Origin of the sequence: Duganella violaceipulchra, assembly GCF_019166075.1 — a bacterium.
GTDB classification, from domain to species: Bacteria; Pseudomonadota; Gammaproteobacteria; order Burkholderiales; family Burkholderiaceae_D; genus Rugamonas; species Rugamonas violaceipulchra.
Map to the genome: position 1 here is coordinate 97,014 of NZ_JAHTGR010000019.1, position 25,619 is coordinate 122,632.

Below are 25,619 nucleotides of genomic sequence, written 5' to 3' on the forward strand. Positions count from 1 at the left end.
TCCTGATGCACTTTGACAACACTTAATTGTTAAAGTGTAACGCGCCGTGTATTGTGGAGTTTCTGCCGCCGTTCGACTTCCGAGATGAAACTGTTCCCTACCCAGCGTCCCCGCACGACAGACCGCCGCCCCGGCTGGCTGGTCGCCCTGGCCCTGACGGCCTGGCATCCTGCGTCGCTGTGCGCAGCCCTGCCCGAGGATGAAGACTTGGCCCTGTACGGCATGGACCGTTCCGCCATCAGCCTGGCCACCGGCTCGGCCCAGCCGCTGCGCCGCGCGCCGGCCGTGGCCTCGGTCGTCACGGCCGAGGATATCGCCGCCATGGGTGCGACCGATCTCGACCATGTGCTGGAAGCGGTGGCCGGCATCCACGTCACGCGCGTGCCGACCATGTATGCGCCCAACTACTTCATCCGCGGCATCGGCGCGGGCGGTGTCACCAATCCCCAGGTGCTGTTCCTGCTGAACGGCCTGCGCATGAACACCGACTTCAACGGCGACAAGGGCAATATGTGGGCCAGCATGCCGCTGACCAATGTGGCGCGCATCGAAATCATCCGCGGCCCCGGTTCGGCCTTGTATGGCGCCGATGCGTTTGCCGGCGTCATCAACATCATCACCAAGACGGCGGAACAGATGCCGGGCATGCGCGTGGGCGCGCGGGTGGGCTCGTTCAACGCGCGCGACGCCTGGCTGGAATACGGCCACAAGCTGGACCAGCTGTCCATCGCGGCTTTTCTGCAAGTGGGCCGCACCGACGGCGCCGGCACGCTGATCGAAGCCGATGCGCAAACCCTGAACGACCGCCGCTTCGGCACCCACGTGAGCAAAGCACCCGGCCCGATGAATACCGGCTATGACGCCTATGACGGCAGTCTCGACCTGTCCTGGCAGCGCTGGCGCTGGCGCACCAACCTGAAGTGGCGCAGCAACGTCGGCACCGGCCTGGGCGTCAATTCCGCGCTCGATCCCGAGCACAAACCGCGCAGCGGCTACGCGGCCAGCGAGCTGTCGTGGACCGCGCCCGACTTTGCCAACGATTGGAGCGTGGGCGCCTCGCTGAGCTATATGTTCTTCACCGAGCAGACCCCCGACGGCCTGGCGCTGTTTCCGGCGGGCGCGCGCATCGGCGCCAACCTGTTCCCGAATGGCATGATCGGCGGACCCGGCCGCTGGGAGCGCAATCTGCGCAGCTCGGCCTTTGCCACCTACAGCGGCGTGAGCCGTCATGCGCTGCGCTTCGGCGCGGGCCACGACGACCTGTATTTGTACCAGGTCGAGACCCTGAAGAACTTCCTGATCAGCCCGGCGGGGATACCGATCCCGACCGGCCCGGTGATCGACTACGGCGCCATCCAGCCGCACATCCGGCCGCAGCGCCGCAAGATCAACTATGTCTACGTGCAGGACGAGTGGCAGTTCGCGCGCGACTGGGCGCTGACGGCCGGCGTCCGACATGACGATTATTCCGACTTCGGCGGCACCACCAATCCGCGCCTGGCGCTGGTGTGGGACGCCGACCTGGACGTCACGGTCAAGCTGCTGCACGGGCGCGCCTTCCGCTCGCCCAGCTTCAACGAACAGACCGGCATCAATCCGGTCAACATGGGCAACCCGCAAGTGCGGCCGGAAGCGATCACCACCACCGAGGCCGCGCTGGCGTGGCAGGCGCGCGCCGACCTGTCCCTCAACGTCAGCCTGTTCCGCTATACCTTGAAGGACCTGATCCGTTCCGTGCCCAACCCGGCGCCGGCGCCGGGCGCGATGTACCAGAACAGCGGCGGAACGGAAGGCAACGGCGGCGAGGTCGAGCTGACCTGGGAGCTGAACCAGAACCTGCGCTGGCTAGCGAACTACGCGCGCCAGAACGCGCACGACACTGCCACGCGCAACGATCCGGGCTATGCGCCGCGCCACCACGCATATACACGCCTGGACTGGACCGTCAGCCCAGGCTGGCAATTCAGCCCGCAGCTGAACTGGGTCGCCGGCCGGCGCCGCGCGGCCGGCGATGCGCGCACCGCCATTGCCGACTACCGCACCGTCGACGCCGCCCTCACCCATCCGCTGCCGCATGGCTGGACCGTCTCCGCCACCGTGCGCAATCTGTTCGACGCCGACGCGCGCGAGCCCAGCCTGGCGCCTGGGCTGGCGCTGCCCTTCGATATCCCGGTATCGCCGCGCGCGCTGGCGGTGCAGCTAAGCGTCAAGCTTTAACTGTTTCTTCAAAAACGCATAGATGCGCGGATCATGCGAATAGGCCACGTTAAAGCGCAAGCAATGGCCGGCGCTGTTGCTGACGCTGAACACATTGCCCGGCGCGTACAGTATGCCGGACGCCAGTCCCGCGCTGGCGATCGCCGACGCATCCATGTCCGGCCCTCCCCGCACCCATAGGAACGGCCCGCCCGCCGGTTCGGCCCACGGTTCCAGGCCGCAGTCGCGCAGCCGCTTGCGCACCGACACCGCCGCCTTGCGCAAGCGCTGCCGGATCGCTTCGGTGTGCTTGCGGTAGCTGCCGTCGAGCAGCAGCTTGCAAATGAGCTGGGCCGACAGTTCATTGTTGCCAAACGTGGTGGCCAGCTTCAGGTCCAGCACCGCCTCTATCCACTCCGCCTTGGCGACCAGAAAACCGCAGCGCGTCGCGCCCGACAGCGTCTTGGAAAAGCTGCCGATGTAGATCACCCGTTGCAGCTGATCCAGCGCGGCCAGCCGCACCGCCGGGCGCTCTTCCAGGTCGGCGAAGGTGTCGTCCTCGATGATGTCGAAGCCATGCTGCCGGCTGAGCAGCAGTATCTGGTGCACCACCGCGGCGGAAAAGGAAATGCCGGTCGGATTTTGCAGCACCGCGTTGGTGATGTAGAGCCGGGGACGATGCCAGGCCAGTTCCAGTTCAAACTGCTGCATGTCCGGCCCGCTGGGCGTGAGCGGAATGCCGACCACGTTGACCCGGTGCGCGCGCAGGCTGGCCTGGAAATTGAAATAGCACGGGTCGTCGACAAAGACCGTGTCGCCCGCCTGCACCAGCAGGCGGATGGCGAGGTCGAGCGCCTGGCTGCCGCTGTCGGTCAACACGATCCCCTCCACCGGCGCCTCGATGCCGCGCCCGCCCAGATGGCGCTGCAACTGCTGGCGCAGCGGGCGGTAGCCGGCCGGTTCGCCGTAGGAGGTCAGCGCGTCGCCCGGTTCCCGCCGCAGCGTGCCCAGCACACGCCGTATGCCTTCATCGTTCAGGTAGTCGGGCGGCAGCCAGCCGCAGCCGGGACGCAGGGCGTGGCTCGGCAGCTGCAAGGCGTTGCGCAGCATCCAGAATTCATCGACCTCGCGCCGTGGAGCGCTGGGCGCGCGGCCGATCTCCAGCACCTGCCTCGGCGTGGAGACGAAGAAGCCGGACTTGGCCCGCGACACCGCCAACCCCTGCGCCACCAGCCGGTCATAGGCCTCCACCACGGTCGACTTGGCGACCTGGCTGTCCAGCGCGAAGCTTCTGATCGACGGCAACCTGGCCCCCGGCGTGAGCTCGCGCGCCGCGATCGCCGCGGCAAAATGGTCGACCACCTGGGCGACCACGCTGAGGCCGGAAACGCCGGATCGGTGGAAACGATGCATCTGTCACGCTCCTTGTACCAGTACAGTATCGAGTATTGTACCCAATCTGTACCTTACGCAAGCGACAGGCCCCACCCTAGAATCGGCAGCATCTGAACTCCTGGAGTAGGCTGTGCGTAAGGAATATCTGAAGGGCATGGCGCTGTGCCTGACCGCCGCGCTGGCGTGGGGCGTATCGTTTCCGGTGATGGGACAGGCCCTGCTGCGCATGGACCCGTTTAACTTCACGGCGTTACGCTACGGCGCGGCGGCCGCCATCATGCTGGCGATTTTGTTCTACAAGGAAGGCGGCGCGGCGCTCAAGCTGCGCGGCGAGCGCTATGTGCTGGCCTGGGCGCTGGGCTCCTGCGGCTTTTGCGGCTACGGCTTCTTTATCTTCCACGGCCAGCAGCTGGCCGGACAGTCCGGCGCCCTGTCCGCGTCGGCGATGATCGCGACCACGCCGATGCTGACGCTGGTGCTGAACTGGGCGATCCGCGGCAAGCGTCCTTCCGCGGTGGCGTTCGGCTGTATCGGGCTGTCGTTCTACGGTGTGTTGCTGGTGGTGTCCGGCGGCGCGCCGGGCAGCTTGCTGCATCAGGGCGTTGCCAGCGACTCGGCGGCTTTTCTGCTGCTGGGCGCGGCGTCGTGGGCGCTCTACACGCTGGGCGCATCGTTTTTTCCCGGCTGGAGCGGCTATCGCTATTCGGCGATCACCACCGGCTTGGGCTTGACCACCATCCTGCTTGCCGATTTTTCCCTGCAAGCGCTGGGTTATATTCCTCGTCCTGCGCTGGCGGAGTTGCCGGCCTTGCTGCCCTATCTGGCGTACATGGTGCTGGTCGCCGGCGTGCTGGCCGTGCTCTGCTGGAACCTGGGCAACAAGATCATCACGCCAACCAACGGTGTGCTGTTCCTTGACGTGGTGCCGCTGACCGCCTTTGCGGTGGAAGCACTGGCCGGTACGCCGATCGCGGCCGGCCAGCTGCTGGGCGCAGCATGCACCGGCGCGGCGCTGGTATTGAACAATCTGTACCAGCGCCGGCCGCTAGCCGTGTCGGCTAGCCTTCCGAGTTCGCGCCCAGGGTGATGTGGACGGTCAGTTCCCGCGCCGTGTTCGGGAAATACTTGTCGACGCCGAAATCGGCGCGGTTCAGCTTGACCATGGCTTCGAAGCCCGCTTCGGTCTCCTTGCCCATCGGGTCGCGCTTGATCTTGTTGATCTTGCCGTCGAGGACCACGGCCCTGGTCACGCCATGCACCGACAGGTTGCCGCTGATTTTGAGGCGGTCCATCGGTCCCTTGACGATCTTGGTGCTCTGGAACGTGATGTCGGGGAAGGCGGCGGCGTCGAGAAATTCCGCGCTCACCAGTTGCCGGTCGAGGGCGGCGACGGCGGTGTGGACGCCGTCCACCGCCAGTTTCACCGTGACCGAGGACTTGCCCAGGTCCTCGTCCAGCACCAGCTTGCCTTCGATTTTCTCGAAGCGGGCCACCGGATTGGTATAGCCATGGTGATCCCAGCTAAAGACCACCGCGCTGTGGTTGGGGTCGATCGTCAGCGTCTCGGCGCTGAAGGCCGGCAGGGTGAACAGCGAGAACAGCATCGGCAACAGGTATTTCATCGGGTACTCCTTCATGTGTGGGGAGCCACCACAATGCAGGCGGCCGGGCCGAAAGTCCTGAAATCGGCCTGAAATTGGCCTGAAATAGTTCTGAAATTCCCTGAAAAGCCCCGCTGGCGGCCGCGCTATAATCCAAGCCTGTCAAAAATACAAAAATATCGGAGCACAATGGAAACTTCAGCGGCTGCCAAGCTACGCGTCGGCGCCTGGTGCGTCGATCCCGCCCTGGGCGAGATCGGCCGGGACGGCGAAACCGTGCGGCTCGATCAACGCACCATGCGCCTGCTGCTTTGCCTGGCCGCACGTCCCGGCGAGATCGTCAGTGCCGACGAGCTGCTGAACCAGGTCTGGCCCGGCGTCATCGTCACGCCGGATTCGGTGTACCAGGCGATTGCCTCGCTGCGCCGCGTGCTGGGCGACGATCCCAAGCAACCCGGCTACATCGTCACCGTGCCGCGCCAGGGTTACCGCCTGGTGGCCGCGGTGGGCCCGTGGAGTGTACCGGTGACCATTCCGGCGCAGCCCCGCCCTGCGTCGCCCTCCAACGCCACACGCAGCCGCCTGGTGTTCCTGCTGACGGCCTGCATCCCCGTCGTGGTCGGCATAGTCTTCTGGCTGCACAACACGCTGGCGAACGAGCCGCACCCCGCGGCACCAGCGGCGGCGCAGAAATCCATCGCGGTGCTGCCGTTTGCCGACCTGACCGAAGGCATGCGCAACGAGACCTTTGCCGACGGCATGACCGAAGAACTGATCGGCAGGTTCAGCAAGATACCGGGCATGAAAGTGCCGGCGCCCAGCGCCACGTTTTATTACAAGGACAAGCAGATGGCGGTGGCCGACGTCGCCAGCAAGCTGGGCGTGGTCTACATCCTGGATGGCAGCGTGCGCAAATCCGGCAACACCTTGCGGGTCGCGGCGCGCCTGATGAAGGCCGACAACGGCTTCATCATCTGGTCGGAGACCTATGACAAGCCGGTCGACGACCTGTTGATGGTCCAGGACGACATCGCCGACGCCGTCACCAAAGCACTGAAGACGACGCTGAACTAGGCGGCCAGCGGACGCAGGCCGATCTTGCCGGTAGCGAACTGGACCGCGCGGCCCAGCGGCGCCTCCACCCAGCGGAAGAACGCGGCGCCGGCAGCCAGGCTGCCGGCCCAGGCCAGCAACATGCCCAGCCCCTGCCACGCGGGGCCGGCCGGGACGAAACGGCTGAACGCCGCGTTGACCATCAGGCAGACCGGGAAGTGGATCAGGAACACCGAATACGATATCCGCCCCAGGCCGTTGACGACGGACCAGGCGCGGCCGGTCGCCACTGTTTCAGCGCGGCCAAACAAATACAGCAGGCAAGCGACCACCAGCGCCAGCGCGATGCGGCTGCGGAAGTCCAGGAACAAGGCGGCCGACGCCGGCAACAAGGCCATGGCCAGCAGCAGCGCCACGGCGCCCGGCGTGCGGCAGCGATCGCTGGCCCACCACGCCAGCATGCCCAGGCCATAGCTGCCGAAGAAATACGGCGCCCAGTTATCCCAGTCGGCATCGAGGTTGAAATACAGCAGCGACAGCGTCACGCCCAAGGCCGTCAGGGCCGGCATCAGCCACAGCATCCGGCGACGGCCGGTGGCGCGGCCGGCCAGCCACAGCGCCAGCGCCGTGACTGCATATAATTGGAAATCGATGGCGACATACCAGGCGCCGGCCGACAAAGACGGATAGCCCAGCACGCCATGCAGCAGCAGCGCGTGCGCGCTCAGCTGGCTCAGCGTGGCCGGCGCGGAGACCGAACTGTGCATCATCCAGTTGCCGGCCCAGGCGGAAGCGACGGCGGCCAGCAGCGTGGCCGCCAGGAACGGCGGCGCCAGTTTGGTGTAGCGGTGCCAGATCGCCCCCAGGGGATCGGACAGGCCGGACCGGCCGGCGGGCGACAGCGATTTCGCCACCAGGAAGCCGCTAATGACGAGGAATACTTGCACGGCGATGCGCGCACTGCCGCTCAGCCAATCTATCAATGCCGGCAACAACGGCCGCACTTGATCGGACATCGGTCCATAAAATGCCAAATGATGCAAAACAATCAACTGCGCTGCACCAGCTTTCAACAGATTAATCAAACCAAACTGCGGCTGGACCGCTACTTCCGCGCCAGCCCCTCCCCTTGCTGCATTCATCCCCATCCCTAAACATTCAGCGTATGCCGACCGGCCGCCATCATAGCCGAGGTTGGCGGCTTGATGGCGCTAGCTTGATGGGAATGTGCGTATTTCCTTAGGGCATCATCGCTTCCGCATGGCTTGCGCGGTCCCATACATCAGCGTGCGCCACAGCCACTCCAGCGGGCCAAAGCGGTAGTGGCGCAGCCACCAGGCGCTCAAGGCCATCTGCGCCACATACACGACTATGCCGAGCAGGAACACCGGCGCGGCGCCAAGCTTGCCGAACTGCCCCAGCCCGTAGCCGAAGAAGATGCCTCCAAAAATCAGGGACTGGGCGATGTAGTTGGTGAAGGCCATCCGGCCCAGCGGCGCGAAGCTGCGCAGCAAGCCGCGCTGCGCCAGCAGAATCACCGTCGCGGCATAGCCGGCGGCCAGCAGCGACTGGCCGACGCCGGTGGCCACGTCCAGGATGCACAATGCCGCGCCCCCTGCCACGCCGATCACCGCGACGCCGGTCCACAGGCGCAGGTGTTCGCCCGGCCGTTGCATGACGCCGCTCCGCCACGCGAGGGCGCCCAGCAGGAACAAGGCCAGCGTCCTCGGGATGACGTAGAGGTGCAAGGGCAGCAGATAAGGCAGTTCACTCAGGCTGAAGCGGCAGATCTCGGCGTGAGTGCCGGAGGCGTAAACCTGGTTGGCCAGCGCGACGTGCTGCTGAAACCACGCCGGTTCCGGCCACGGTATGCCGACCGGCACCACGCCGATGAACAGGTAGAGCGCGAACATGCCGGCCGCCGCCACCGCCAGCGCCCAGACCGGCGCAGCCAGCAAGGGCAGCACCAGCAGGCCGCCGAGCGCATATTCGGTCAGGATGTCGCCGTTCCAGACCAGCAGCAGGTGCACCAGTCCGAACATCAGCAGCACCCCCAGCCGCCGCGCCAGCCAGTAGAACGGCCGCCCGGTCCGGGACAGGCGCTCGAACTGCACCGCCAGCCCAAGGCCGAACAGGAAGGAAAACACGGCGAAGGCCTTCATCTCGAAGCCGGCGCGGACCAGCCCTTCGACCCAGGCGTCCAGCATGCCCAGGCCCGGATCGGGCGGCAAAAACTGCTGGAAAATCGACACCCGGAATTCCGACACCAGGTTCACCGACAACACGCCGAACAGCGCGACGCCGCGCAGGATATCGATGGCGTCTATGCGTTCGCCGCTCGTGTTCTTGCCCAGCATTAGCGACGGAACTTCTTCGGCTGGCGTTTGCGCAGCGCGGAGTTCTGGTCTTGCAGCAGCGCGTCCACACGCTCGGAGGCCTGGCGCGACAGCAGCTGTGCCCGCTCCGTATCGGGGAAATATTCCGGCTGCCGGTAGGCCAGCCACGCGTAGGCCGAATACAGGCGGCAGGCATCCTCCACCTCCTGCAAGGACAGGTAGTGCAGCGGCGCCTGCTCCGCCTTGATCGGCGTGATCTTCTTGGCGGCCAGCGCCGTCGCCCAATGCTCCCACGCGCGCTGCAGCGACGGCACCTTGGACGAGATCGGCACTAGCGACAGCGCGAACTTCTCCGCCACCGTCAGCTCCAGCGTATCGAGCCAGGCCGCGCGCTCGAACTGGTCCTCGGTGATGCGCGGGTAGAAGAAACCGTCCGGCACATCGATGTTGTGCACGAAGCGCTTCAACAGCTTGGCCAGCGCGTGCTCGTTGGTCACCGACGAAATCCGGTGCAGATGCTCGAGCGTCGGCGCCACGGCGAAGCCGGTGGTCTTCAGCGGCATCGGCTTTTCCCTCAGCAGCGAGCGGATCACATTGTGGGTCTCGTTGTCGTAGCCGGCCACCAGGCCTTCCTCGTGCACGCCGAAACGCCCTGCCCGGCCGGCGATCTGGCGCGCCAGCGCGGCCGGGATCTCTTCCTCTTCATAGCCGTTGTACTTGACCGAGGTGGTCAGCACGATGCGTGCGATCGGCATGTTCAAGCCCATGGCGATCGCGTCCGTGCCCACCACCACGTCGGCCAGGCCGTCGCGGAAGCGCTGCGCCTGCGCGCGCCGCACCTCCGGCGACAGATTGCCGTAGACGGTGGCCACCGACAGGCCCAGCTCGGTCACCATGTCGCGCCACATCAGCACCTCGCGGCGCGAGAAGCAGATCACGGCGTCGCCGCGCCGCAGATTGCTCAGCTTGCGCACGGCGCTCGGCTCCACCGACAATGGGCCTTTGCGCTTGAGCACATGCACTTCCAGCTCGCACTCCAGGCGCTCCGCCAGCACCTCGATGGCGCGCCGCGCTTCCGGCGCGCCCACCAGGTAGACCACCTGCGCCGGCGCGCCGCAGACGGCGGCGGTCCAGGCCGAGCCGCGGTCGCGGTCGGCCAGCATCTGGATTTCATCGATCACGGCCACGTCGACCGGCGTGCGCGTGTCGAGCATCTCGACCGTGCTGGCCACGTGGGTGGCGCCGGCCACCAGGCGGCGCTCCTCGCCGGTCACCAGGCTGACCGCCAGCGGCTTGCCGTGCGCTTCCATCGCTTGCAGGCGCTCGTAGTTTTCCAGCGCCAGCAGGCGCAGCGGCGCCAGGTAGACACCGCTGGGCGCCTTGGCCAGCGCTTCGATCGCCTGGTGGGTCTTGCCGGAGTTGGTCGGCCCCAGCAGCGCGATGAAGCGGCGCTTCAGGCGCCGCGCCACGTCGAACGAGGCCGGATATTCGGCCAGGTTGATGCTCTGGCGCGTGCGTTCGGCATGCTGCTCTTCCATGTCGCGCTCGACCGCGTGCTCCAGGCGCTGCCGGATGCGGTCGAACACGACGCCGGCCGGCTCGGAGATTTGCATCTCCGCCAGCGCGCCGAGGAAGGGTTGGGCGTCCAGCCCGCAGTCGTCGCAGGCGTCGGCCATTTCCTGCACGAAGGCGCTGACGTAGCCGCGCAACTCGGCGCCGACGGCGTCGCTGGCGCGTTCCAGCAGCAGCTGGGCGCGCGTATCGGCGTCCATCTTGCGCCACTTGGACGCTTTGGCCAGCACGCCCTGCGCCGGCACCAGATCGTAGGCGACCCGCAATCCTGCATAATCGACCACGCCCGTCAGACGCAGGAACACGCGGCCTTCCTGGCGCGCCAGCAGCACGCCCTTGGCGCTCAGCCCGAGCTTGCGCATCAGGTCGTCGTCTTCCCCCTGGTCGCTATCGGTGGCGTTGTTGTGCGGCGCGGAGGAGGAATTGCTCATGTGGGATACTCGGGTAGGTGGGCTGGAAATTTTAGCAGATCGTTACAGTTGGTGAGAAAGCTAAGCTGAGTCCCCACCTATAATATTCCGCCTAGGCAATCAGCCTACAACAACAATTACACAAAACAAAAGGGAAAACATGGGCATGGTATTCTGCCGCGGTTGCGGCAAAGAAATTCACGAAACGGCACCAACCTGTCCTCATTGCGGCGCGCCGCAACATTCCGCAGCCGCCTCCGGCCCGCGTTCGGAAAAAGACTACGTCGTCACCGTGCTGCTGTGCTTCTTCCTCGGCGTGTTGGGCGTACACCGCTTCTACGTCGGCAAGATCGGTACCGGCATTTTAATGCTGTTCACCTTCGGCGGCTTCGGTATCTGGGCGCTGATCGATTTTATTATGGTCATCCTCGGCAATTTCACCGATAGCGACGGCCTGAAAATCAGCAACCGCTAAGCCCGTTTTTGTATTTCCCCTGGATTTCTGGCACCATAGGCCGGTTTATACCGCCGCCGTGCCAGAAATCCCGCCATGCCCTTCTCCCTCGCCGCCGCAGTTCACCACGAATTGCTGATTAAAAAAAGCCGCTTTATAGCCTGCGTTCAGCCGATGACGGATCGGAGCGCCGCGCAAAAAGTGGTGGCCGAGTTATGGGCGCAACATCCGGGCGCCACCCATGTTTGCTGGGCATTATTAGCCGGCGGCCAATCGGCGGCAGTCGATGACGGCGAACCCAGCGGCACCGCCGGCCGCCCCATGCTCGATGTTTTGCGCCACCAGGACCTCGAAGGGGTATTGGCCACCGTGGTCCGCTATTTCGGCGGGGTTAAATTGGGCGCAGGCGGACTGGTGCGCGCTTATACCGACAGCGTCGCACAGGCACTATTAAAATCCGAGAAAATCGCGATTATTAAACTGCAATACCTGACCTGCACCTCGCCGTATGCGATGGAGGGCATGGTACGGCGCGAAATAGAATTGGCCGGCGCCACCCTCGACCATGTCGTCCATTCCGACCACGTGCAGTTCGAATTCAGCCTTGCCGATAACGCAGCCGCGCAACTGATCCACCGATTGAATGAGGCCGGACATGGCCGCATTCAATGGATCGCTCCCGACGACGAATAAGAGCTTGAATGGCCGTCTCCGCCGGCCGCCCTTCACAAGCTGTTTTTTGGTATATTCGCGCCAATATTTGGCACGGCTTCGCTATGAGCACCGATCCACGTGGCTTTATGCCACAGCGTTTCAAGTGGTCCCTGCTTGTGACGGCCCAGCCACCACACGCTGAATTGTCTTTGCAGCAGCGCCAGCGTCAATCCTATCGCCAGCGCGAAACTGGCGCCGGTGTATTGATACAGCCCCAGGCCGTAGCCATAATAAATCGACGTGCCGATGATGGATTGCACCACATAACTGGTCAAACTCATGCGGCCCAGTGGCGAGAATATCTTCAGCCAATTAGCGGAATAAGACAGCAGCGTAAATCCGGATACCAGCACCAGCGTGAACGCCACGTTCGACCATGAGGTGACCATCACCAATAATGGACGGTACACCGCCGCGCCGATATGCCAGGCATCGGGAGAGCTTTTCAACAGATACAATGGAATAAACGCCAGCGCGGCGGCGAGCAATGTTTTACGCCAGAATATACGGTTTGATTCCGATTGAATAAACAGCGATAAACGCCCGGCCAGCATTCCCAGCATGAATAATGCCGGTATCTGGAATATACGGCCGTTTTCCCAACTCCAGCGGATGACGCCGATTTTCCCGTTGCTTAAATTCCCTCGCCATACGTCGAATGCCGAACCGTGCGCCATATATTTTTCGGCACGGCCGAAATAGGCCCAGGAAGCGGGATCGGCGAGTTTTCCATCGGGATTGGGCAAGGCCAGCAAAAATTCCACCCATGCGTGCGGCAACAGCAATAAGCACACCGCGATGCCCAATACCACGCCATTGCGCAAGCGCGCCACCGGTATCAGAGCCAATCCCAACACGGCGTAAATACTGAGTATATCGCCGTGGTAAAACATGGAATTGAACACGCCGAAACCGAGCAATAACACCATGCGCCAGGCAAAACGGCCGCGAAAGTCCTGGCCGCGCAAGGAACGGTTGTGATCCTGGATGTAGAACGTCATTCCAAACAAAAGCGCGAAGATTGCGTAGGACTTGCCTCCAAACAGGAAAAACAGGCTATCCCAGATTATTTTGTCCACCGCCATCAGCCAGGGCGGTAATCCGGACGGGGAAAAGTAGAAATCGAAGTGTTCGATATTGTGAAGAAGCATGATCGAGACGATGGCAAAGCCACGCAATGCATCGATCACGTCCAGGCGGGAAGAGTTGGCGTTCATGGAATTCCATCAACCTTGGCAAAGTGAACAGAATGCCAAGTGTAGAGTGGAAACGATCCCAGTGGAGCATCGCCCGCAAAATTTTCAGGCGCGCTGGACCGCCGGAGCACAGTACCTGGCCACCATGGCGACCATGTTTTCGAACTCGATAGGCTTGGCGATGAAGTCGTCGACGCCGGCGGCGCGGCATTCGTCGCGTTCCGCTTCCAGCACGTTGGCGGTCAGCGCCAGGATGGGCAGGCCGGTGTAGCCCTGCGCCCGCAACAGACGGGTGGCCTCGTTGCCGTCCATGACGGGCATTTGCATATCCATCAACACCGCGTCGTAGGACGGGCCGCTCATCACCTGGTCCACTCCTTCGCGGCCGTTGTTGGCGACGTCCACCTCGGCGCCCTCCAGTTGCAGCAGCGCGCTGGCCACCTGCTGGTTGAGCGGATTGTCCTCCACCAGCAACAGCCGCAGCCCGGCCAGGCGATGCGTCGGCGCCGCCACCTCGGTCGCCGCCGGTCCGGCCGTCGCCGGCGCGTCGCCGCCGCCCTCCACAGGCGCAATGCGGCGCAGCGCTTCGTACAGCATGGCCGGCGTCAGCGGTTTCATCAGAACCTGGTCCAGTACGCCGGCTTCCTGGCGCATGCGCTGATGCAGATCATGCGTGGCCTCGGCGTTGGCCAGCGCGACCAAGGGCACCGCAGCCTGCCGGCGCAGGCGCGCCGCATCGTCCCAGCTGTCCAGGCCATCGAGCAGGACCAGCTCATACGCGGGCCGCGCGTCCATCAACGCTTGCGCCGCCGCCATGTCGCCGACCCCGTCCGCCTGGCCGCCAAAGCCTGCGATCATCGCCTGCAGCAGCTGGCGCGACGGCTCACTGGCGCCGATCACCAGCGCCTTCAGCGGCAATGGCTCACGTGGCGCGCCCGGCGCCGTCCGCCCATACGCCACCGCGAATGAGAAGGTGCTGCCGACACCGGGCGTGCTGTCAACCCGCAGTTCGCCTCCCATCAGGCGCACCAGCCGCCGGCTGATGGCCAGGCCCAGGCCGGTGCCGCCGAAGCGCCGCGTGGTCGAGCTTTCCGCCTGGGTGAAGGAATCGAAGATGCTGCCCTGCTGCTCCGGCGCGATGCCGATGCCGGTGTCGCGCACGGAAAAGTGCAGCCGCACCTGGCTGGCGTCGCAAGATTGCAGCTGCACGCCCACCACCACCGAGCCGCGCTCGGTAAACTTGATGGCGTTGCCGGCCAGGTTCACCAGCACCTGGTTGAGCCGCAGCTGGTCGCCCAGCACATCGGACGGCAGCGCCGGATCGAGATCGAACAACACTTCGACCGGCTTGTCCTGCACGCTGGCGCCCAGGATCAGCGCCAGGTTGCGCAGCATCTGCTCCAGGTTGAACGGCACCCGCTCCAGCACCAGGTTGCCGGTTTCGACCTTGGAAAAATCCAGGATGTCGTTGAGGATGCCCAGCAGCGAATGGGCCGCCGCGTAGGTCTTGTCGACGTAGTCGCGCTGCTGCGCGCTCAGGTCCGTCAACCGCAGCAAGTGCTGCATGCCGAGGATGCCGTTCATCGGCGTGCGGATCTCATGGCTCATGGTGGCCAGGAACTGGCTCTTGACGCGCGTGGCGGTCTCGGCCCGGTTGCGCTCGACCAGCACCGCGTCGCGCTCGCGCAACAGCTCCTCGGTGCGTTCGCGCACGCGCGCCTCCAGCGTCTCGCGCCCCCGCAAGATCACTTGCGACATGTGGTTGAAGGCGCGCGTGGCCTGGGCGATTTCATCGTCGCCCACCACTTCCAGCTGGCCGCCCAGTTGGCCGGCGGCGATCAACTGCGCGCCGCGCGTGAACTGCGCGATCTGCCGGATCAGATAGCGCCCCAGCAGCAGCGAGAACAGCGCCACCAGCGCCATTTCCAGCGCGGCCAGGCCCAGGCTCCAGCGCTGCGCCGCCGCCAGCGTCTGCTCCAGGCTGGCGACATCCAGGCCCACCCGCACGCTGCCGTAATTGACGCCGGCCACCGCCACCGGACTGCCGATGGCGAACATGCCGTCGCTGGCCTCGGCCAGCGAGGCGTGCGGCACGAAGGGCAGCGCCAGCGCCGCCGGTTGGCCCGCCTCCACCAACACACGCTGGTCGGCGTCGAGCACCTGCGCGTACAGCGTGCCCTCGGTGCTGCTGAGCTGGCGCGCGAAGGACTGCAGGCTTTCCAGGTCGTGGCTGATCACCGCGTCGCGCGACATGGCGGCAAAGGTCTCGGCCGTCACCCGCGCGTGGCGCAATACCTGCTGCTCGTTGGACTCGCGCAGGAAGTGCAGCACGCTGAACACCAGCACGCCGAGCAGCAGCGCTTCAATCAGCGCGATGCCGAGGATGGTCTTGGCGCGGAAGCTCAGGGCCAGGCGCATGGGCTATTCCTGTATCCGGGCGTCCGCCGGCGAAATCCCCAGCCGGCGTACATCATCCCAGTCCTGGTCCTGGGCCGGCTCGAAACCGTCGAAGCCGATCTCGGCCAGCAGCTTCAGCGACAGCGGCTCCAGGTTCATCTTCAGCATCGCCGCCAGCACGCGCTGGCGCACCGCCGGGTCCAGCTTGGGCCGGGTGGCGATGGCGTGCGTGGTGAACGGCGGACTGGTCCACAGCACCCGCAGCTCGCGCGAGACGCGGGTGTCGAGCAGGTCCAGCGTGCGCGGCACGCCGCCGCCGGCCGGATACAAGCCCTTGACCACATCGAGGTAGACCGAATTGTGCGACTTGACGAAGGCGGCCTTGTGCGCCACGCCCTGGCGCCGCAACTCGGCCTGCACCAGCAGCGTCGCGCCGAACGCGGCCGGCGTCGGGAAGGCCAGCGTGGCGCCGGCCAGGTCCTTGAGCTCGCGCAGCGGGCTGTCCTTGCGCACCACCACCACGGCCCGCAGACGCTCGCCCTTGGCGCGCGCCAGCGCCTGGTAGCCGGGCTTGGCGTTGTAGACCACGAAATGGTAGGGGTTCATGTAGGCGAAATCATATTCGCCGGCCGCCAGGCGGCGCTCGAAGGTGGGCACGTCGGGCGCGGTGGCAAAGCTGATCTTGACGCCGGCCTTGTCGGACAAGGCCGTCAGCACCGGCGTCCAGTTGGCGGCCAGCTGCGATGCCGACTCCTGCGGCACCACGCCGAAGGTATAGCTGGTCTGCTGCGCGGAGACCGTCCCGGCCAAGGTCAGCATCAACAATCCGGCACACAGCCAGCGGCGTGATCGATGGGCCATGAGTAGTTTATTTCGCAAGAAACAGGAGTTTCGATCATAGCATGACGCCTATGCCATCCAGCTAATTTATTGCAATGCAACAAATCTTAATGTATATTCACGGCCCCGCAAACACAGGCGCGGCCGACCGCCCCACGCATCGCAAATGAACCTCAACAATCTCAAAGTAAGTACCCGGCTGGGCCTTGGCTTCGGCGCCATCCTGCTGATGCTGGCCATCGCCAGCGTGCAAAATATAGTCAGCCTCGGCAAGCTCAATGACGGCACCGACGCCATCGTCACGGAAAACTACGCCAAGGTGGTGCAGGCGCAGGCCATCCTCAACCACAGCAACAAGATCGCCCGCTCGCTGCGCAACGCGCTGCTGATCCGCGACGACGCCAAGGCCGCCAAGGAACTGGCGGTGATCGCCGCCAAGCGCAAGGAGATCGAGGCCGCCACGCAAACGCTGGCGAACATGGTCAAGTCCGCGACCGGCCGCCAGTTGTTCGCCACCGTGCAAGCGACGCGCGCGCCCTACGAGGCGGCGCTCGATGAAGTGATGCGCAAGCGCCAGGCCGACGACATCGACGGCGCCGTCGACACCATGCTGACGCATATGCGCGACCTGCAACTGGCCTATATGAACAGCCTGGACGCGCTGATCGCGCACCAGAGCGAAGCGATGGAGAAAGGCCGCCTGCAAGCGGACGCCACCTACAGCGCGGCGCGCAACATTGCCATCGTGCTGGGCCTGCTGTCGCTGGTCATCGGCGTGGCGGCGGCCGCGCTGATCTCGCGCCAGCTGCTGCGCCAGCTGGGCGGCGAACCGGACCACGTGGCCGGCATCGCCAGCCGGATCGCCGCCGGCGACCTGGCCGTTGCCATCGCCACCCGCGACGGCGACGGCGACCAGCGCAGCCTGCTGTTCGCGATCCAGGCCATGCGCGACAGCCTGGCCGGCATCGTCGGCCAGGTGCGCGGCGGCGCCGACGCCATCGTCACCGCGGCCACCGAGATCGCGGCCGGCAACCTGGACCTGTCCTCGCGCACCGAGCAGCAGGCCAGCTCGCTGGAGGAAACCGCCTCGTCGATGGAAGAGCTGACCGCCACCGTCAAGCAGAACACCGAGAGTGCGCGCCAGGCCAACACGCTGGCCGCCAACGCCTCGCAGATCGCGGTCGAAGGCGGCGTGGTGGTGGCCAAGGTGGTGCACACCATGGGCGAGATCAAGGACTCTGCGCGCAAGATCGTCGACATCATCTCGGTTATCGACGGCATCGCCTTCCAGACCAACATCCTGGCCTTGAACGCGGCGGTCGAAGCGGCGCGCGCCGGCGAACAGGGACGCGGCTTTGCCGTGGTCGCCACCGAGGTGCGCACGCTGGCGCAGCGCTCGGCCGCCGCCGCCAAGGAAATCAAGACGCTGATCGACGATTCGGTGAGCAAGGTCGCCGCCGGTACCGAACTGGTCGGTGAAGCCGGCGCGACCATGGAGGACATCGTCTCCGCCGTCAAGTCGGTGACGGCGATCATGGGCGAAATCAGCATCGCCAGCCACGAGCAGGAAGCCGGCATCGAGCAGATCAACCAGGCCATCGCCGAGATGGACACGGTGACGCAGCAGAACGCCGCGCTGGTCGAACAAGCCGCCGCCGCCGCCGAGGCGCAGCAGGACCAGGCGCATCACCTGGTGCAGCTGGTGGGCGTGTTCAAGCTGGCTGCGGACCGCCGCGCGGCGCCGGTCCACAGCGTCGGCCAGCGCCAAGCGCAGCAGCCGGCGCTGAGCGCCCCGCGTTCCGCCGCCGCAGTCTGACCGTCATTCCCGCGCAGGCGGGAATCCATGCCAAGCGTCCACAATCAGCGTTCCGTGGACCTCGGCGGCGGACCGGCCCACCTGCGCGGGAACGACGATGCGCTACAATTTATCGATGAGCCAACTACACATCGACCTGCTGGTGCTGTCCGTGCCGCGAGTGTCCGTTACCGGACGGTGTTGAACGGAGACGGGCAGGCGCACTCGGCCGGCCCGGCCGGCGGGCGCGCGCCGGAGCCTTGATTTGACTGGCTTTGCGGCCATCCGCGCCATGTGGCACGGCAATTGCAATAGTGAGCACACCTTCAGCTCTTTTATTGCATCCCATGGACCAGGCGCTCAACCCTGCTATCATCTCCGGCCGCCGGCGCAAGACCGTCATGGTCCTGGCCGCCGCGCTGGCCACGCTGTGCGCCGCTGCCTGGGGCATCAACCGCGTGGTCAGCCCCAGCGTCGACGCCGGCAGCGTGCTGCTGGCCGAGGTCCACGTCGGCAACATCGCCAACACCATCAACGCCTCCGGCATCGTCATCCCGGTCCACGAGGAACTGGTGTCGAGTCCGATCCAGACCCACGTCGCCAAGGTCCACGCCAAGCTGGGCCAGCAGGTCAAGGCCGGCGAGCTGCTGCTGGAACTGGACAACCGCACCATCGTGCTGGCGATCGACAGCATCCGCGAGCAACTGGCCCAGCAGGAAAACCGCATCCTGGCGCTGACCCTGGAAATGGAGCAGAAGCGCAAGCAGATCGTCAGCGCCATCGAACTGCTGGAGCTGGACCTGCAGGCCACCCGCGTCAAGCTGGGCCGCTACCAGACGCTGCGCAAGGCCGGCGGCGTCTCGGCCGAGGATCTGCTGACGGCCGAGCTGAACGTCAAGCGCACCGAGATCCAGCTGCGCCAGCAGCACGAGCAGATCGACGATGGCAAGCGCGTCACCTCGTCCAGCATCGAGGGCGCGCGGCTGCAAAAGAGCATCCTGCAAAAGCAGCTGCAACAGCAACAGGAACTGCTGGCGCAAACCCAGGTGCGCGCCCCCTTCGCCGGCATGCTGAGCTGGCTGCTGGCCGACGAAGGCGCCAGCCTGGCCACCGGCCAGCTGGTGGCCAAGGTCTCCGAACTGAGCAACTACAAGGTCGAAGCCTCGCTGTCCGACTTCCACGCCCGCGCGCTCAGCGCCGGCCAGGCGGTGCGCGTCGAGCAAGGCAATGTGCGGCTGGACGGCGTGGTGCAGACCATCCTGCCGGAAATCCAGAACGGCACCGTCAAGCTGCTGGTCACCCTGGCCCAGCCCAATCATCCGATGCTGCGCAACAAGCTGCGGGTGGAGGTGAACATCGTCACCGAGCAGAAACAGCACACCCTGCTGGCCGACTACGGCCCCGCCTTCAACGGCCGCGGCCCGCAAGACATCTTCGTGGTGCGCGACGGCGTGGCCCGCAAGACCACGCTCAACATCGGCGCCAGCGACGGCAAGGCCGTCGAGATCCTGGCCGGCGCCCGCGCCGGCGACCGCCTCATCATTTCAGACACCACCCGCTACAAGGAACGCGACAGCATCCGCGTCGCCCAATAACATCATCGAAAGGAGCGCATCATGATACGCCTGAACAAAGTCAGCAAAATCTATCAAACCGACAAAGTCGAAACCCTGGCCCTGAAAGACATCGACCTGCATGTGGCGAAATCGGAATTCGTCTGCATCATGGGCCCCAGCGGTTGCGGCAAGAGCACGCTGCTGAACCTGATCGGCCTATTGGACCGTCCAGGCAGCGGCGCCATCCACGTGGGCGGCGCGCCGGTGGCCTCGTACAAGGACAAGCATGTGGCCAAGCTGCGCAACAACACCTTCGGCTTCATCTTCCAGAGCTTCCACCTGATCAACGACCTGCGCGTGATCGACAACGTCGAGCTGCCGCTGCTGTACCGCGACCTGTCGGCCAAGAAGCGCCAGCGGCTGGCGCGCGAGGCGCTGGAAAAAGTCGGCCTGGGCGCCCGCATGGACCACTACCCCAACCAGCTGTCGGGCGGCCAGCAGCAGCGCGTGGCGATCGCCCGCGCCATCGTCGGCCAGCCGCAGGTGTTGCTGGCCGATGAACCGACCGGCAACCTGGACAGCAAGATGGGCCAGGAAGTGATGGATATCCTGCTCAAGCTCAACAGCGAAGGCACGACCGTGGTGATGGTCACCCACGACGAGCAGGAAGCCAAGCTCGCCAGCCGCATCGTGCGCGTGTTCGACGGCCAGCTGGTCGCTTAAGGAGAGGCCATGTTCAGGAATTATCTGCTGACCGCGTGGAAGGTCTTCATGCGCCGCAAGCTGTTCACCGCCATCAACCTGCTGTGCATCGTGCTGACCCTGGTGGTGCTGCTGGTGGTCACGGCGCTGCTGCAAAACGCCTTCTTCCCCAGCGGCGTCGAGGGCAAGAGCGAGCGTTTCGTGCAAGCCATCACGATCGAGGCCCGCCACACCCAGAACAAGGGCGTGCGCCGCAGCCCGCTCGGCTTCAAGCTGATCGACAAATACATCAAGCCGCTGCCGGGCGTGGAGGCGGTATCGGCCTTCACCATGCCGGAGACCGTGTCGGTCTACCAGGAGGGCCGCGTCAGCGAACTGCTGATGCGCCGCACCGACGCCGAGTACTGGAACATCCTCGACTTCAAGGTGCTGCAAGGCCGCGTGCCGGACCAGGCCGACGTCGACCAGGGCCGCTTCGTGGCCGTGGTCAACGCCAGCACCGCGCGCAAGCTGTTCCCCGGCCTGCCGGCGCTGGCGCAGAAGATCAGCATCGGCGGCCAGTACTTCACCGTGATCGGCGTGGTCGAGGACGCCATGCACCTGAACGCCTACGCCGATATCTGGGCGCCCATCACCACCTTCCCGTCGACCGACTACCGCAGCCAGATGTTCGGCAACTTCTCCTTCATGGTGCTGGCGCACACGGCCGCCGACCTGCCGCGCATCAAGCGCGACATCGAGGCCGCCGCCAAGACCGTGGTGTTCGACGATCCCAAGGTCTACAACATCGCCCGCATCTGGGGCGACAGCAAGCTCGACCTGTTCTCCCGCATGCTGTTGCAGCAGGAAGGGGCCGATTCCGGCGCCAGCACACTGTTGCTCATCATCGGCGGCCTGATGCTGCTGTTCATGGCGCTGCCGGCGCTCAACCTGGTCAACCTGAACACCGGCCGCATCCTTGAACGCAGCAGCGAGATCGGCGTGCGCAAGGCCTTCGGCGCCACCAGCGGCCACCTGGTGCGCCAGCTGGTGCTGGAGAATGTGCTGCTGTGCCTGGCCGGCGGCCTGATCGGCCTGGCCTGCGCGCGGCTGGTGCTGTGGTGGCTGGAAGGCTCGGGCCTGATCCCCTACCTGCGGGTGGATCTGAACCTGGCCGTGTTCGGCATGGGCCTGCTGCTGGCGACCGTGTTCGGCCTGCTGTCCGGCGTGCTGCCGGCCTGGAAAATGTCCCGCCTCGACCCCGTGCACGCCTTGAAAGGAGCCGCATAATGCTGCGCCACTTACTGAAATTGATCTGGAAGCGCAAGTCGCGCAATATGATGCTGTCGCTGGAGATCCTGCTGGCCTTCGTGGTGGTGTTCGCCATCAGCGCGTTCGCCCTGCGCAGCTACCAGTTGTACCAGATGCCGACCGGCTTCAGCTACCAGAACCTGTGGTCGGTCGTGCTCAACGCCCGCACCGAGGACGGCATCGGAGCCGATCCGCAGATCTACGACCGGCTGCGCCAGAGCCTGAAGGCCTTGCCGGAAGTGGAGGAAGTGAGCTTCACCAGCTTCCCGGTCTACGAGATGTCGAACTGGACCAGCGAATTCACGCTGCGCGAAGGCAAGCGCAAATTCGTCTCCAACCTGTTCCAGATGAGCGATGAATTTCCCGCCGTGGCCAACATGACGCTGGCCGAGGGCCGCTGGTTCTCGCGGGCGGACGACGGCGCGGCCGAGCAGCCGGTGGTCATCAACCGCCGCCTGGCGCAGAAGCTGTTTGACGGCAAGCCGGTGCTTGGCCAGGTGTTCAGCGAGGACGAGGAAAAGCCGAAGAAGGCGCTCAAGCAGTACAAGGTGGTCGGCATCGTCGAGGAATTCCGCAGCCAGGGCGAGTTCATGTCGCCGACCAACTTCATGCTGGTGCGCCATCAGATCAGCGCCGAGGGCGGTGCGCTCAATGCGATCCAGCTCAAGGTGCGGCCCGGCACGCCGCGCACCTTCGAGGCGGCGCTCAACCGCCAGCTCAAGCTGGTGCGCAACGACTGGAGCTACACCATCTCGCCGACGGTCGACATGCGCACCACGATGCTCAAGGCGCAGACCATTCCGCTGACGGTGCTGGCGGTGATCGCCGCCTTCCTGCTGGTGATGGTGGCGTTCGGCCTGTTCGGCGTGCTGTGGCAAAACACCACCCAGCGCATCCCGGAGATCGGCCTGCGGCGCGCCATCGGCGCCGATTCCGGCCATATCTACAGCCAGATCATCGTCGAGCAGATGCTGCTCAGTTCGGGCGCCATCTTCATCGCGCTGCTGTTGCTGGTGCAACTGCCGCTGACCGGCGCGCTGGGCGACAGCCTGAACTGGGCGGTGTTTTTGATGGCGACGGCGCTATCGGCCAGCGTGATCTATCTGCTATCCTTGCTCTGTTCGCTCTATCCGGGCTGGCGCGCCGCGCGCCTGAGCCCGACCCAGGCGCTGCACTATGAATAAGGCTGTTTGAATTGATGGAATCATCCCCGAAGCAACGCATTTTGATCGTCGACGACGACAGCGCGGTACAGGTGTCGCTGGCGCTGCTGCTCAAGCAGTCCGGCTTCGACACCGTGTGCTGCGACGATCCGCAGCAGGCGCTGGCGCAGCTGGCGCGCCAGCCGGTCGACCTGGTGCTGCAGGACATGAACTTCTCGCTGCGCACCAGCGGCGAGGAAGGCTTGCAGCTGCTGGCCGAGATCAAGCAGCTGCAGCCGGCGCTACCGGTGCTGCTGATGACGGCCTGGGGCTCGATCGCGCTGGCGGTCAAGGGCGTGCAGGCGGGCGCCGCCAACTTCTTCACCAAGCCCTGGGACAACGCCCAGCTGATGGAGCTGATCCGCACCACGCTGGACACCGCCGCGCCCGCCCCGGCCGGCTCCGGCTGCCCCACGCGCGCCGCGCTCGACGCCCAGTTCGATTTCAGCGGCATCGTCGGCGAGCATCCGCGGCTGTTGAAGCTGCTGTCGACCATCGGACAAGTCGCGGCCACCAGGGCGCCGGTGCTGATCCTGGGCGAGAGCGGCTGCGGCAAGGAGCTGATCGCCGACGCCCTGCACCGCAACAGCCCGCGCGCGGCGCGGCCCATCGTCAAGATCAACATGGGGGCGATCACGCCGTCGCTGTTCGAAAGCGAGATGTTCGGCCACGTGCGCGGCGCCTTCACCGACGCCAAGACCGACCGCAAGGGCCACGTCGCCAGCGCGCACGAGGGCACCTTGTTCCTCGACGAGATCGGCGAGCTCAACCGCGCCGACCAGGTCAAGCTGCTGCGCGTGCTGCAGGACCAGACCTACCAGGCGGTCGGCGCCAGCCGCATGGAACGGGCCGACATCCGCGTGGTGTCGGCCACCAACCGCGAGCTGGCCGAGCTGGTGGCCAGCGGCGAGTTCCGCGAAGACCTGTTCTACCGCCTCAACCTGATCACCATCCGCCTGCCGCCGCTGCGCGAACGGCGCAGCGATATCCCGCTGCTGGCGCGCCACATCATCGTCCAGGTGGCGGAAAGCTATGGCCTGGGGCCGGCCAGCATCGCGCCGGCCGCGCTGGAATGGCTGGGCGCGCAGCCGTGGCCAGGCAATATCCGCCAGCTCAAGCAGACGCTGGAGCGCACCTTGCTACTGGTCGGCAAGAGCGAACTGAAACAGGCCGACTTCATCGCCGCCGAGCAGCACGAGCACGGCGGGTTGCCGCGCCCAGCCAGCCTGGGCGTGGACGGCATGACGCTGGAACAGGTGGAGCGCCACATGATCGCCAAGGCGCTGGAGCAGCACCAGGGCAATATCTCGCGCGTGGCCAAGGCGCTGGGCCTGAGCCGCACCGCGCTGTACCGGCGGCTGGAGCGGCACGGCCTGGGCGGCGACGCCGGGTCCGAGTCCGACCACCAAGCGCGCGCATGAGCCTGCGCCGCAGCCTGTACGGCTACCTGGGCGCCGCCCACCTGCTGTTCCTGGGCCTGGCCATCAGCCTGCTCCACCAGGCGCCGCTGCTGATGCTGGGGCTGGAGGCGGTGGTGCTGCTGAGCTTTGCGCTGGGCGTGCTGCTGATCCGCCGCGCGCTCGAGCCGCTGGGCTACACCCGCCACTTCCACGACCTGCTGCAAGACCAGCACTACGCGGCGCGCCTGCAGCAAAGCGGCGATCCGCAATTGAACGAACTGGTCCAGCTGTTCAACACCATGCTGGGCGCGCTGTACCAGGAGCGTTTGCAGCTGGGCGAACAGCAAGGCTTCCTCGACCGCCTGCTGGAGGCGACGCCGAGCGCGGTGATCGTGTTCGACTTCGACGGCCGCATCAGCCTGCTCAACGCCAGCGCGCACGCGCTGCTCAAGCGGGACGACGCCAAGGGCAAGCCGCTGTCGGCCTGCCTGCCGGCGGACGCCGACCCGCACCATCCCGGCCTGCTGGCCCAGCTCGACGCGCTGCCGCTGGGCGACAGCCAGCTGTTGACCGACACCGACGGCCGCCGCTACCGTGGCCAGCGCGGCCATTTCTACGACCGCGGCTTCGCCCGCCACTTCCTGCTGATCGAGGAGTTGACGGCCGAACTGGAGAGCTCGGAGAAAGCCACCTACGACAAGCTGATCCGCGTGCTGGCGCACGAGGTCAACAACACGGTGGCGGCCACCGGTTCGGTGCTCGATTCGCTGCTGTACTACCGCAGCCAGCTGGCCGAGCGCGACGGCGAAGACTTCAGCACCGCCATCGTCGCCGTCAAGCGCCGCAACGTCAGCCTGGGCGAGTTCATCGAGCGCTTCACGCGGGTGGTCAAGATGCCGGCGCCGGAGCTGCGGCCCAACGCCGTGCGCGCCATCATGGACGACATCCTCTACCTGTACCGCGAGCCGTGCCGCAGCCGCAGCATCCGCATCGCCTGGCAGCGCTGCGACGAGGTGCCGGCCATCGCCCTCGACCGCCACCTGATGGAGCAGGCGCTGCTGAACGTGGTCAAGAACGCGATGGAGGCGGTGGAAGCGCGGGCGGCCGACGCGGGCGGCGAGAAGACGATCGAGTTCGTGCTGGCCAGCGAGGCCGACGGCGTGCGCCTGTCGGTGATCGACTCCGGCGACCTGCTGGGCGACGTACCGGCGCGGCAGTTGTTCACGCCCTTCTTCACCACCAAGAAAGGCGGCCAGGGCATCGGCCTGCTGTTTGTGCGGGAAGTGCTGAACCGTCACGGCTACAGCTACCGCCTGGCCGCCACCGGCCACGGCACCACCCGCTTCGACATCTGGCTAAGCGGGGGTCAAGTCTGACATTCGGACACGGCACGGTGGGCGTGCTGGTGCCGATGGACACGCCGGGCGTCTCGGTCGGCAAGAAGATCCGCAAGATCGGCATGAACGCTTCCGACGTCGGCTCGCCCACCTCCTCCTTCATGATAAAGAAC

Annotated in this window: 20 protein-coding genes; 12 read left to right on the plus strand and 8 right to left on the minus strand. The window is 65.5% G+C overall.

The features are described from left to right. Positions 1 to 84: 84 nt before the first annotated feature. Positions 85 to 2,217 (plus strand): TonB-dependent receptor plug domain-containing protein, encoded by a 2,133-nt coding sequence (locus tag KVP70_RS27610; protein WP_217945607.1) that lies wholly within the window; start codon positions 85 to 87, stop codon positions 2,215 to 2,217. Here KVP70_RS27610 and KVP70_RS27615 read toward each other — a convergent pair. Continuing rightward, a complete protein-coding gene (locus KVP70_RS27615; RefSeq protein WP_217945608.1) occupies positions 2,200 to 3,609 on the minus strand; it encodes an aminotransferase-like domain-containing protein in 1,410 nt (469 codons plus the stop codon). The two genes, KVP70_RS27610 and KVP70_RS27615, sit on opposite strands and share 18 nt — an antisense overlap. A gap of 112 nt (positions 3,610 to 3,721) precedes the next feature. Between KVP70_RS27615 and KVP70_RS27620 the strand changes: the two genes are divergently transcribed. After that, on the plus strand, positions 3,722 to 4,678 hold the full coding sequence (locus tag KVP70_RS27620; RefSeq protein WP_262311747.1) for a DMT family transporter: 957 nt from the start codon (positions 3,722 to 3,724) through the stop codon (positions 4,676 to 4,678). On the opposite strand, the gene KVP70_RS27625 is transcribed toward KVP70_RS27620, so the two are convergent. After that, positions 4,650 to 5,213 (minus strand): YceI family protein, encoded by a 564-nt coding sequence (locus KVP70_RS27625; protein ID WP_217945609.1) that lies wholly within the window; start codon positions 5,211 to 5,213, stop codon positions 4,650 to 4,652. The genes KVP70_RS27620 and KVP70_RS27625 overlap by 29 nt on opposite strands. 168 nt (positions 5,214 to 5,381) lie before the next feature. Here KVP70_RS27625 and KVP70_RS27630 point away from each other — a divergent pair, with 168 nt between their 5' ends. Continuing rightward, positions 5,382 to 6,266: a winged helix-turn-helix domain-containing protein gene (locus KVP70_RS27630; RefSeq protein ID WP_217945610.1), complete on the plus strand. Its 885-nt coding sequence runs from the start codon at positions 5,382 to 5,384 to the stop codon at positions 6,264 to 6,266. On the opposite strand, the gene KVP70_RS27635 is transcribed toward KVP70_RS27630, so the two are convergent. From KVP70_RS27635 to KVP70_RS27645, 3 genes are all read right to left on the minus strand, one after another. Further along, positions 6,263 to 7,387, minus strand: coding sequence for an acyltransferase family protein (locus KVP70_RS27635; protein ID WP_217945611.1), 1,125 nt, complete (start codon positions 7,385 to 7,387; stop codon positions 6,263 to 6,265). The two genes, KVP70_RS27630 and KVP70_RS27635, sit on opposite strands and share 4 nt — an antisense overlap. Before the next feature lie 105 nt (positions 7,388 to 7,492). Then, on the minus strand, positions 7,493 to 8,602 hold the full coding sequence (locus tag KVP70_RS27640; protein ID WP_217945612.1) for a DUF418 domain-containing protein: 1,110 nt from the start codon (positions 8,600 to 8,602) through the stop codon (positions 7,493 to 7,495). After that, positions 8,602 to 10,584 carry a helicase-related protein gene (locus KVP70_RS27645; RefSeq protein ID WP_217945613.1) on the minus strand — a complete coding sequence of 661 codons (1,983 nt, stop codon included), beginning with the start codon at positions 10,582 to 10,584 and terminating at the stop codon, positions 8,602 to 8,604. The genes KVP70_RS27640 and KVP70_RS27645 overlap by 1 nt, the downstream gene beginning before the upstream one ends. Positions 10,585 to 10,723: 139 nt before the next feature. Between KVP70_RS27645 and KVP70_RS27650 the strand changes: the two genes are divergently transcribed. Together KVP70_RS27650 and KVP70_RS27655 are read left to right on the plus strand one after the other, a co-directional pair. Next, positions 10,724 to 11,038 carry an NINE protein gene (locus KVP70_RS27650; RefSeq protein ID WP_217945614.1) on the plus strand — a complete coding sequence of 105 codons (315 nt, stop codon included), beginning with the start codon at positions 10,724 to 10,726 and terminating at the stop codon, positions 11,036 to 11,038. A 75-nt stretch (positions 11,039 to 11,113) separates the two neighbouring features. Next, complete coding sequence (locus tag KVP70_RS27655) at positions 11,114 to 11,710, plus strand: IMPACT family protein (RefSeq protein ID WP_217945615.1); 597 nt, start codon at positions 11,114 to 11,116, stop codon at positions 11,708 to 11,710. A gap of 32 nt (positions 11,711 to 11,742) precedes the next feature. On the opposite strand, the gene KVP70_RS27660 is transcribed toward KVP70_RS27655, so the two are convergent. The 3 genes from KVP70_RS27660 to KVP70_RS27670 all read right to left on the minus strand — a co-directional run bounded on the left by KVP70_RS27660 (position 11,743) and on the right by KVP70_RS27670 (position 16,143). Continuing rightward, positions 11,743 to 12,948 (minus strand): DUF418 domain-containing protein, encoded by a 1,206-nt coding sequence (locus KVP70_RS27660; protein WP_217945616.1) that lies wholly within the window; start codon positions 12,946 to 12,948, stop codon positions 11,743 to 11,745. An 84-nt stretch (positions 12,949 to 13,032) separates the two neighbouring features. Beyond that, positions 13,033 to 15,345 carry a hybrid sensor histidine kinase/response regulator gene (locus tag KVP70_RS27665; protein WP_217945617.1) on the minus strand — a complete coding sequence of 771 codons (2,313 nt, stop codon included), beginning with the start codon at positions 15,343 to 15,345 and terminating at the stop codon, positions 13,033 to 13,035. 3 nt (positions 15,346 to 15,348) lie between these two features. Then, a complete protein-coding gene (locus KVP70_RS27670) occupies positions 15,349 to 16,143 on the minus strand; it encodes a phosphate/phosphite/phosphonate ABC transporter substrate-binding protein (protein WP_217945618.1) in 795 nt (264 codons plus the stop codon). 187 nt (positions 16,144 to 16,330) lie between these two features. On the opposite strand from KVP70_RS27670, the gene KVP70_RS34900 reads away from it, so the two are divergent. From KVP70_RS34900 to KVP70_RS27705, 7 genes are all read left to right on the plus strand, one after another. Continuing rightward, positions 16,331 to 17,980, plus strand: a complete 1,650-nt coding sequence (locus KVP70_RS34900) for a methyl-accepting chemotaxis protein (protein WP_217945619.1) — start codon at positions 16,331 to 16,333, stop codon at positions 17,978 to 17,980. A gap of 326 nt (positions 17,981 to 18,306) precedes the next feature. Further along, positions 18,307 to 19,554, plus strand: coding sequence for an efflux RND transporter periplasmic adaptor subunit (locus KVP70_RS27680; protein WP_217945620.1), 1,248 nt, complete (start codon positions 18,307 to 18,309; stop codon positions 19,552 to 19,554). A 21-nt stretch (positions 19,555 to 19,575) separates the two neighbouring features. After that, positions 19,576 to 20,238, plus strand: coding sequence for an ABC transporter ATP-binding protein (locus tag KVP70_RS27685; protein ID WP_217945621.1), 663 nt, complete (start codon positions 19,576 to 19,578; stop codon positions 20,236 to 20,238). A gap of 9 nt (positions 20,239 to 20,247) precedes the next feature. After that, on the plus strand, positions 20,248 to 21,486 hold the full coding sequence (locus KVP70_RS27690) for an ABC transporter permease (protein ID WP_217945622.1): 1,239 nt from the start codon (positions 20,248 to 20,250) through the stop codon (positions 21,484 to 21,486). Beyond that, positions 21,486 to 22,691, plus strand: a complete 1,206-nt coding sequence (locus KVP70_RS27695; protein ID WP_217945623.1) for an ABC transporter permease — start codon at positions 21,486 to 21,488, stop codon at positions 22,689 to 22,691. The genes KVP70_RS27690 and KVP70_RS27695 overlap by 1 nt, the downstream gene beginning before the upstream one ends. Positions 22,692 to 22,705: 14 nt before the next feature. After that, the gene (locus tag KVP70_RS27700) at positions 22,706 to 24,130 is read left to right on the plus strand and encodes a sigma-54-dependent transcriptional regulator (protein WP_217945624.1); all 1,425 of its coding nucleotides are present in this window, start codon (positions 22,706 to 22,708) and stop codon (positions 24,128 to 24,130) included. After that, positions 24,127 to 25,485 (plus strand): sensor histidine kinase, encoded by a 1,359-nt coding sequence (locus KVP70_RS27705; RefSeq protein WP_217945625.1) that lies wholly within the window; start codon positions 24,127 to 24,129, stop codon positions 25,483 to 25,485. The genes KVP70_RS27700 and KVP70_RS27705 overlap by 4 nt, the downstream gene beginning before the upstream one ends. Positions 25,486 to 25,619: the final 134 nt, after the last annotated feature.

Coding starts and splice junctions, on each gene's coding strand:
- KVP70_RS27655 (WP_217945615.1), top strand. CDS start 11,114: ATGCCCTTCTCCCTCGCCGCCGCAGTTCACCACGAATTGCTGATTAAA.
- KVP70_RS27700 (WP_217945624.1), top strand. CDS start 22,706: ATGGAATCATCCCCGAAGCAACGCATTTTGATCGTCGACGACGACAGC.
- KVP70_RS27705 (WP_217945625.1), top strand. CDS start 24,127: ATGAGCCTGCGCCGCAGCCTGTACGGCTACCTGGGCGCCGCCCACCTG.
- KVP70_RS27630 (WP_217945610.1), top strand. CDS start 5,382: ATGGAAACTTCAGCGGCTGCCAAGCTACGCGTCGGCGCCTGGTGCGTC.
- KVP70_RS27635 (WP_217945611.1), bottom strand. CDS start 7,387: ATGAATGCAGCAAGGGGAGGGGCTGGCGCGGAAGTAGCGGTCCAGCCG.
- KVP70_RS27615 (WP_217945608.1), bottom strand. CDS start 3,609: ATGCATCGTTTCCACCGATCCGGCGTTTCCGGCCTCAGCGTGGTCGCC.
- KVP70_RS27610 (WP_217945607.1), top strand. CDS start 85: ATGAAACTGTTCCCTACCCAGCGTCCCCGCACGACAGACCGCCGCCCC.
- KVP70_RS27685 (WP_217945621.1), top strand. CDS start 19,576: ATGATACGCCTGAACAAAGTCAGCAAAATCTATCAAACCGACAAAGTC.
- KVP70_RS27660 (WP_217945616.1), bottom strand. CDS start 12,948: ATGAACGCCAACTCTTCCCGCCTGGACGTGATCGATGCATTGCGTGGC.
- KVP70_RS27690 (WP_217945622.1), top strand. CDS start 20,248: ATGTTCAGGAATTATCTGCTGACCGCGTGGAAGGTCTTCATGCGCCGC.
- KVP70_RS34900 (WP_217945619.1), top strand. CDS start 16,331: ATGAACCTCAACAATCTCAAAGTAAGTACCCGGCTGGGCCTTGGCTTC.
- KVP70_RS27695 (WP_217945623.1), top strand. CDS start 21,486: ATGCTGCGCCACTTACTGAAATTGATCTGGAAGCGCAAGTCGCGCAAT.
- KVP70_RS27650 (WP_217945614.1), top strand. CDS start 10,724: ATGGGCATGGTATTCTGCCGCGGTTGCGGCAAAGAAATTCACGAAACG.
- KVP70_RS27625 (WP_217945609.1), bottom strand. CDS start 5,213: ATGAAATACCTGTTGCCGATGCTGTTCTCGCTGTTCACCCTGCCGGCC.
- KVP70_RS27665 (WP_217945617.1), bottom strand. CDS start 15,345: ATGCGCCTGGCCCTGAGCTTCCGCGCCAAGACCATCCTCGGCATCGCG.
- KVP70_RS27645 (WP_217945613.1), bottom strand. CDS start 10,584: ATGAGCAATTCCTCCTCCGCGCCGCACAACAACGCCACCGATAGCGAC.
- KVP70_RS27670 (WP_217945618.1), bottom strand. CDS start 16,143: ATGCTGACCTTGGCCGGGACGGTCTCCGCGCAGCAGACCAGCTATACC.
- KVP70_RS27680 (WP_217945620.1), top strand. CDS start 18,307: ATGGACCAGGCGCTCAACCCTGCTATCATCTCCGGCCGCCGGCGCAAG.
- KVP70_RS27640 (WP_217945612.1), bottom strand. CDS start 8,602: ATGCTGGGCAAGAACACGAGCGGCGAACGCATAGACGCCATCGATATC.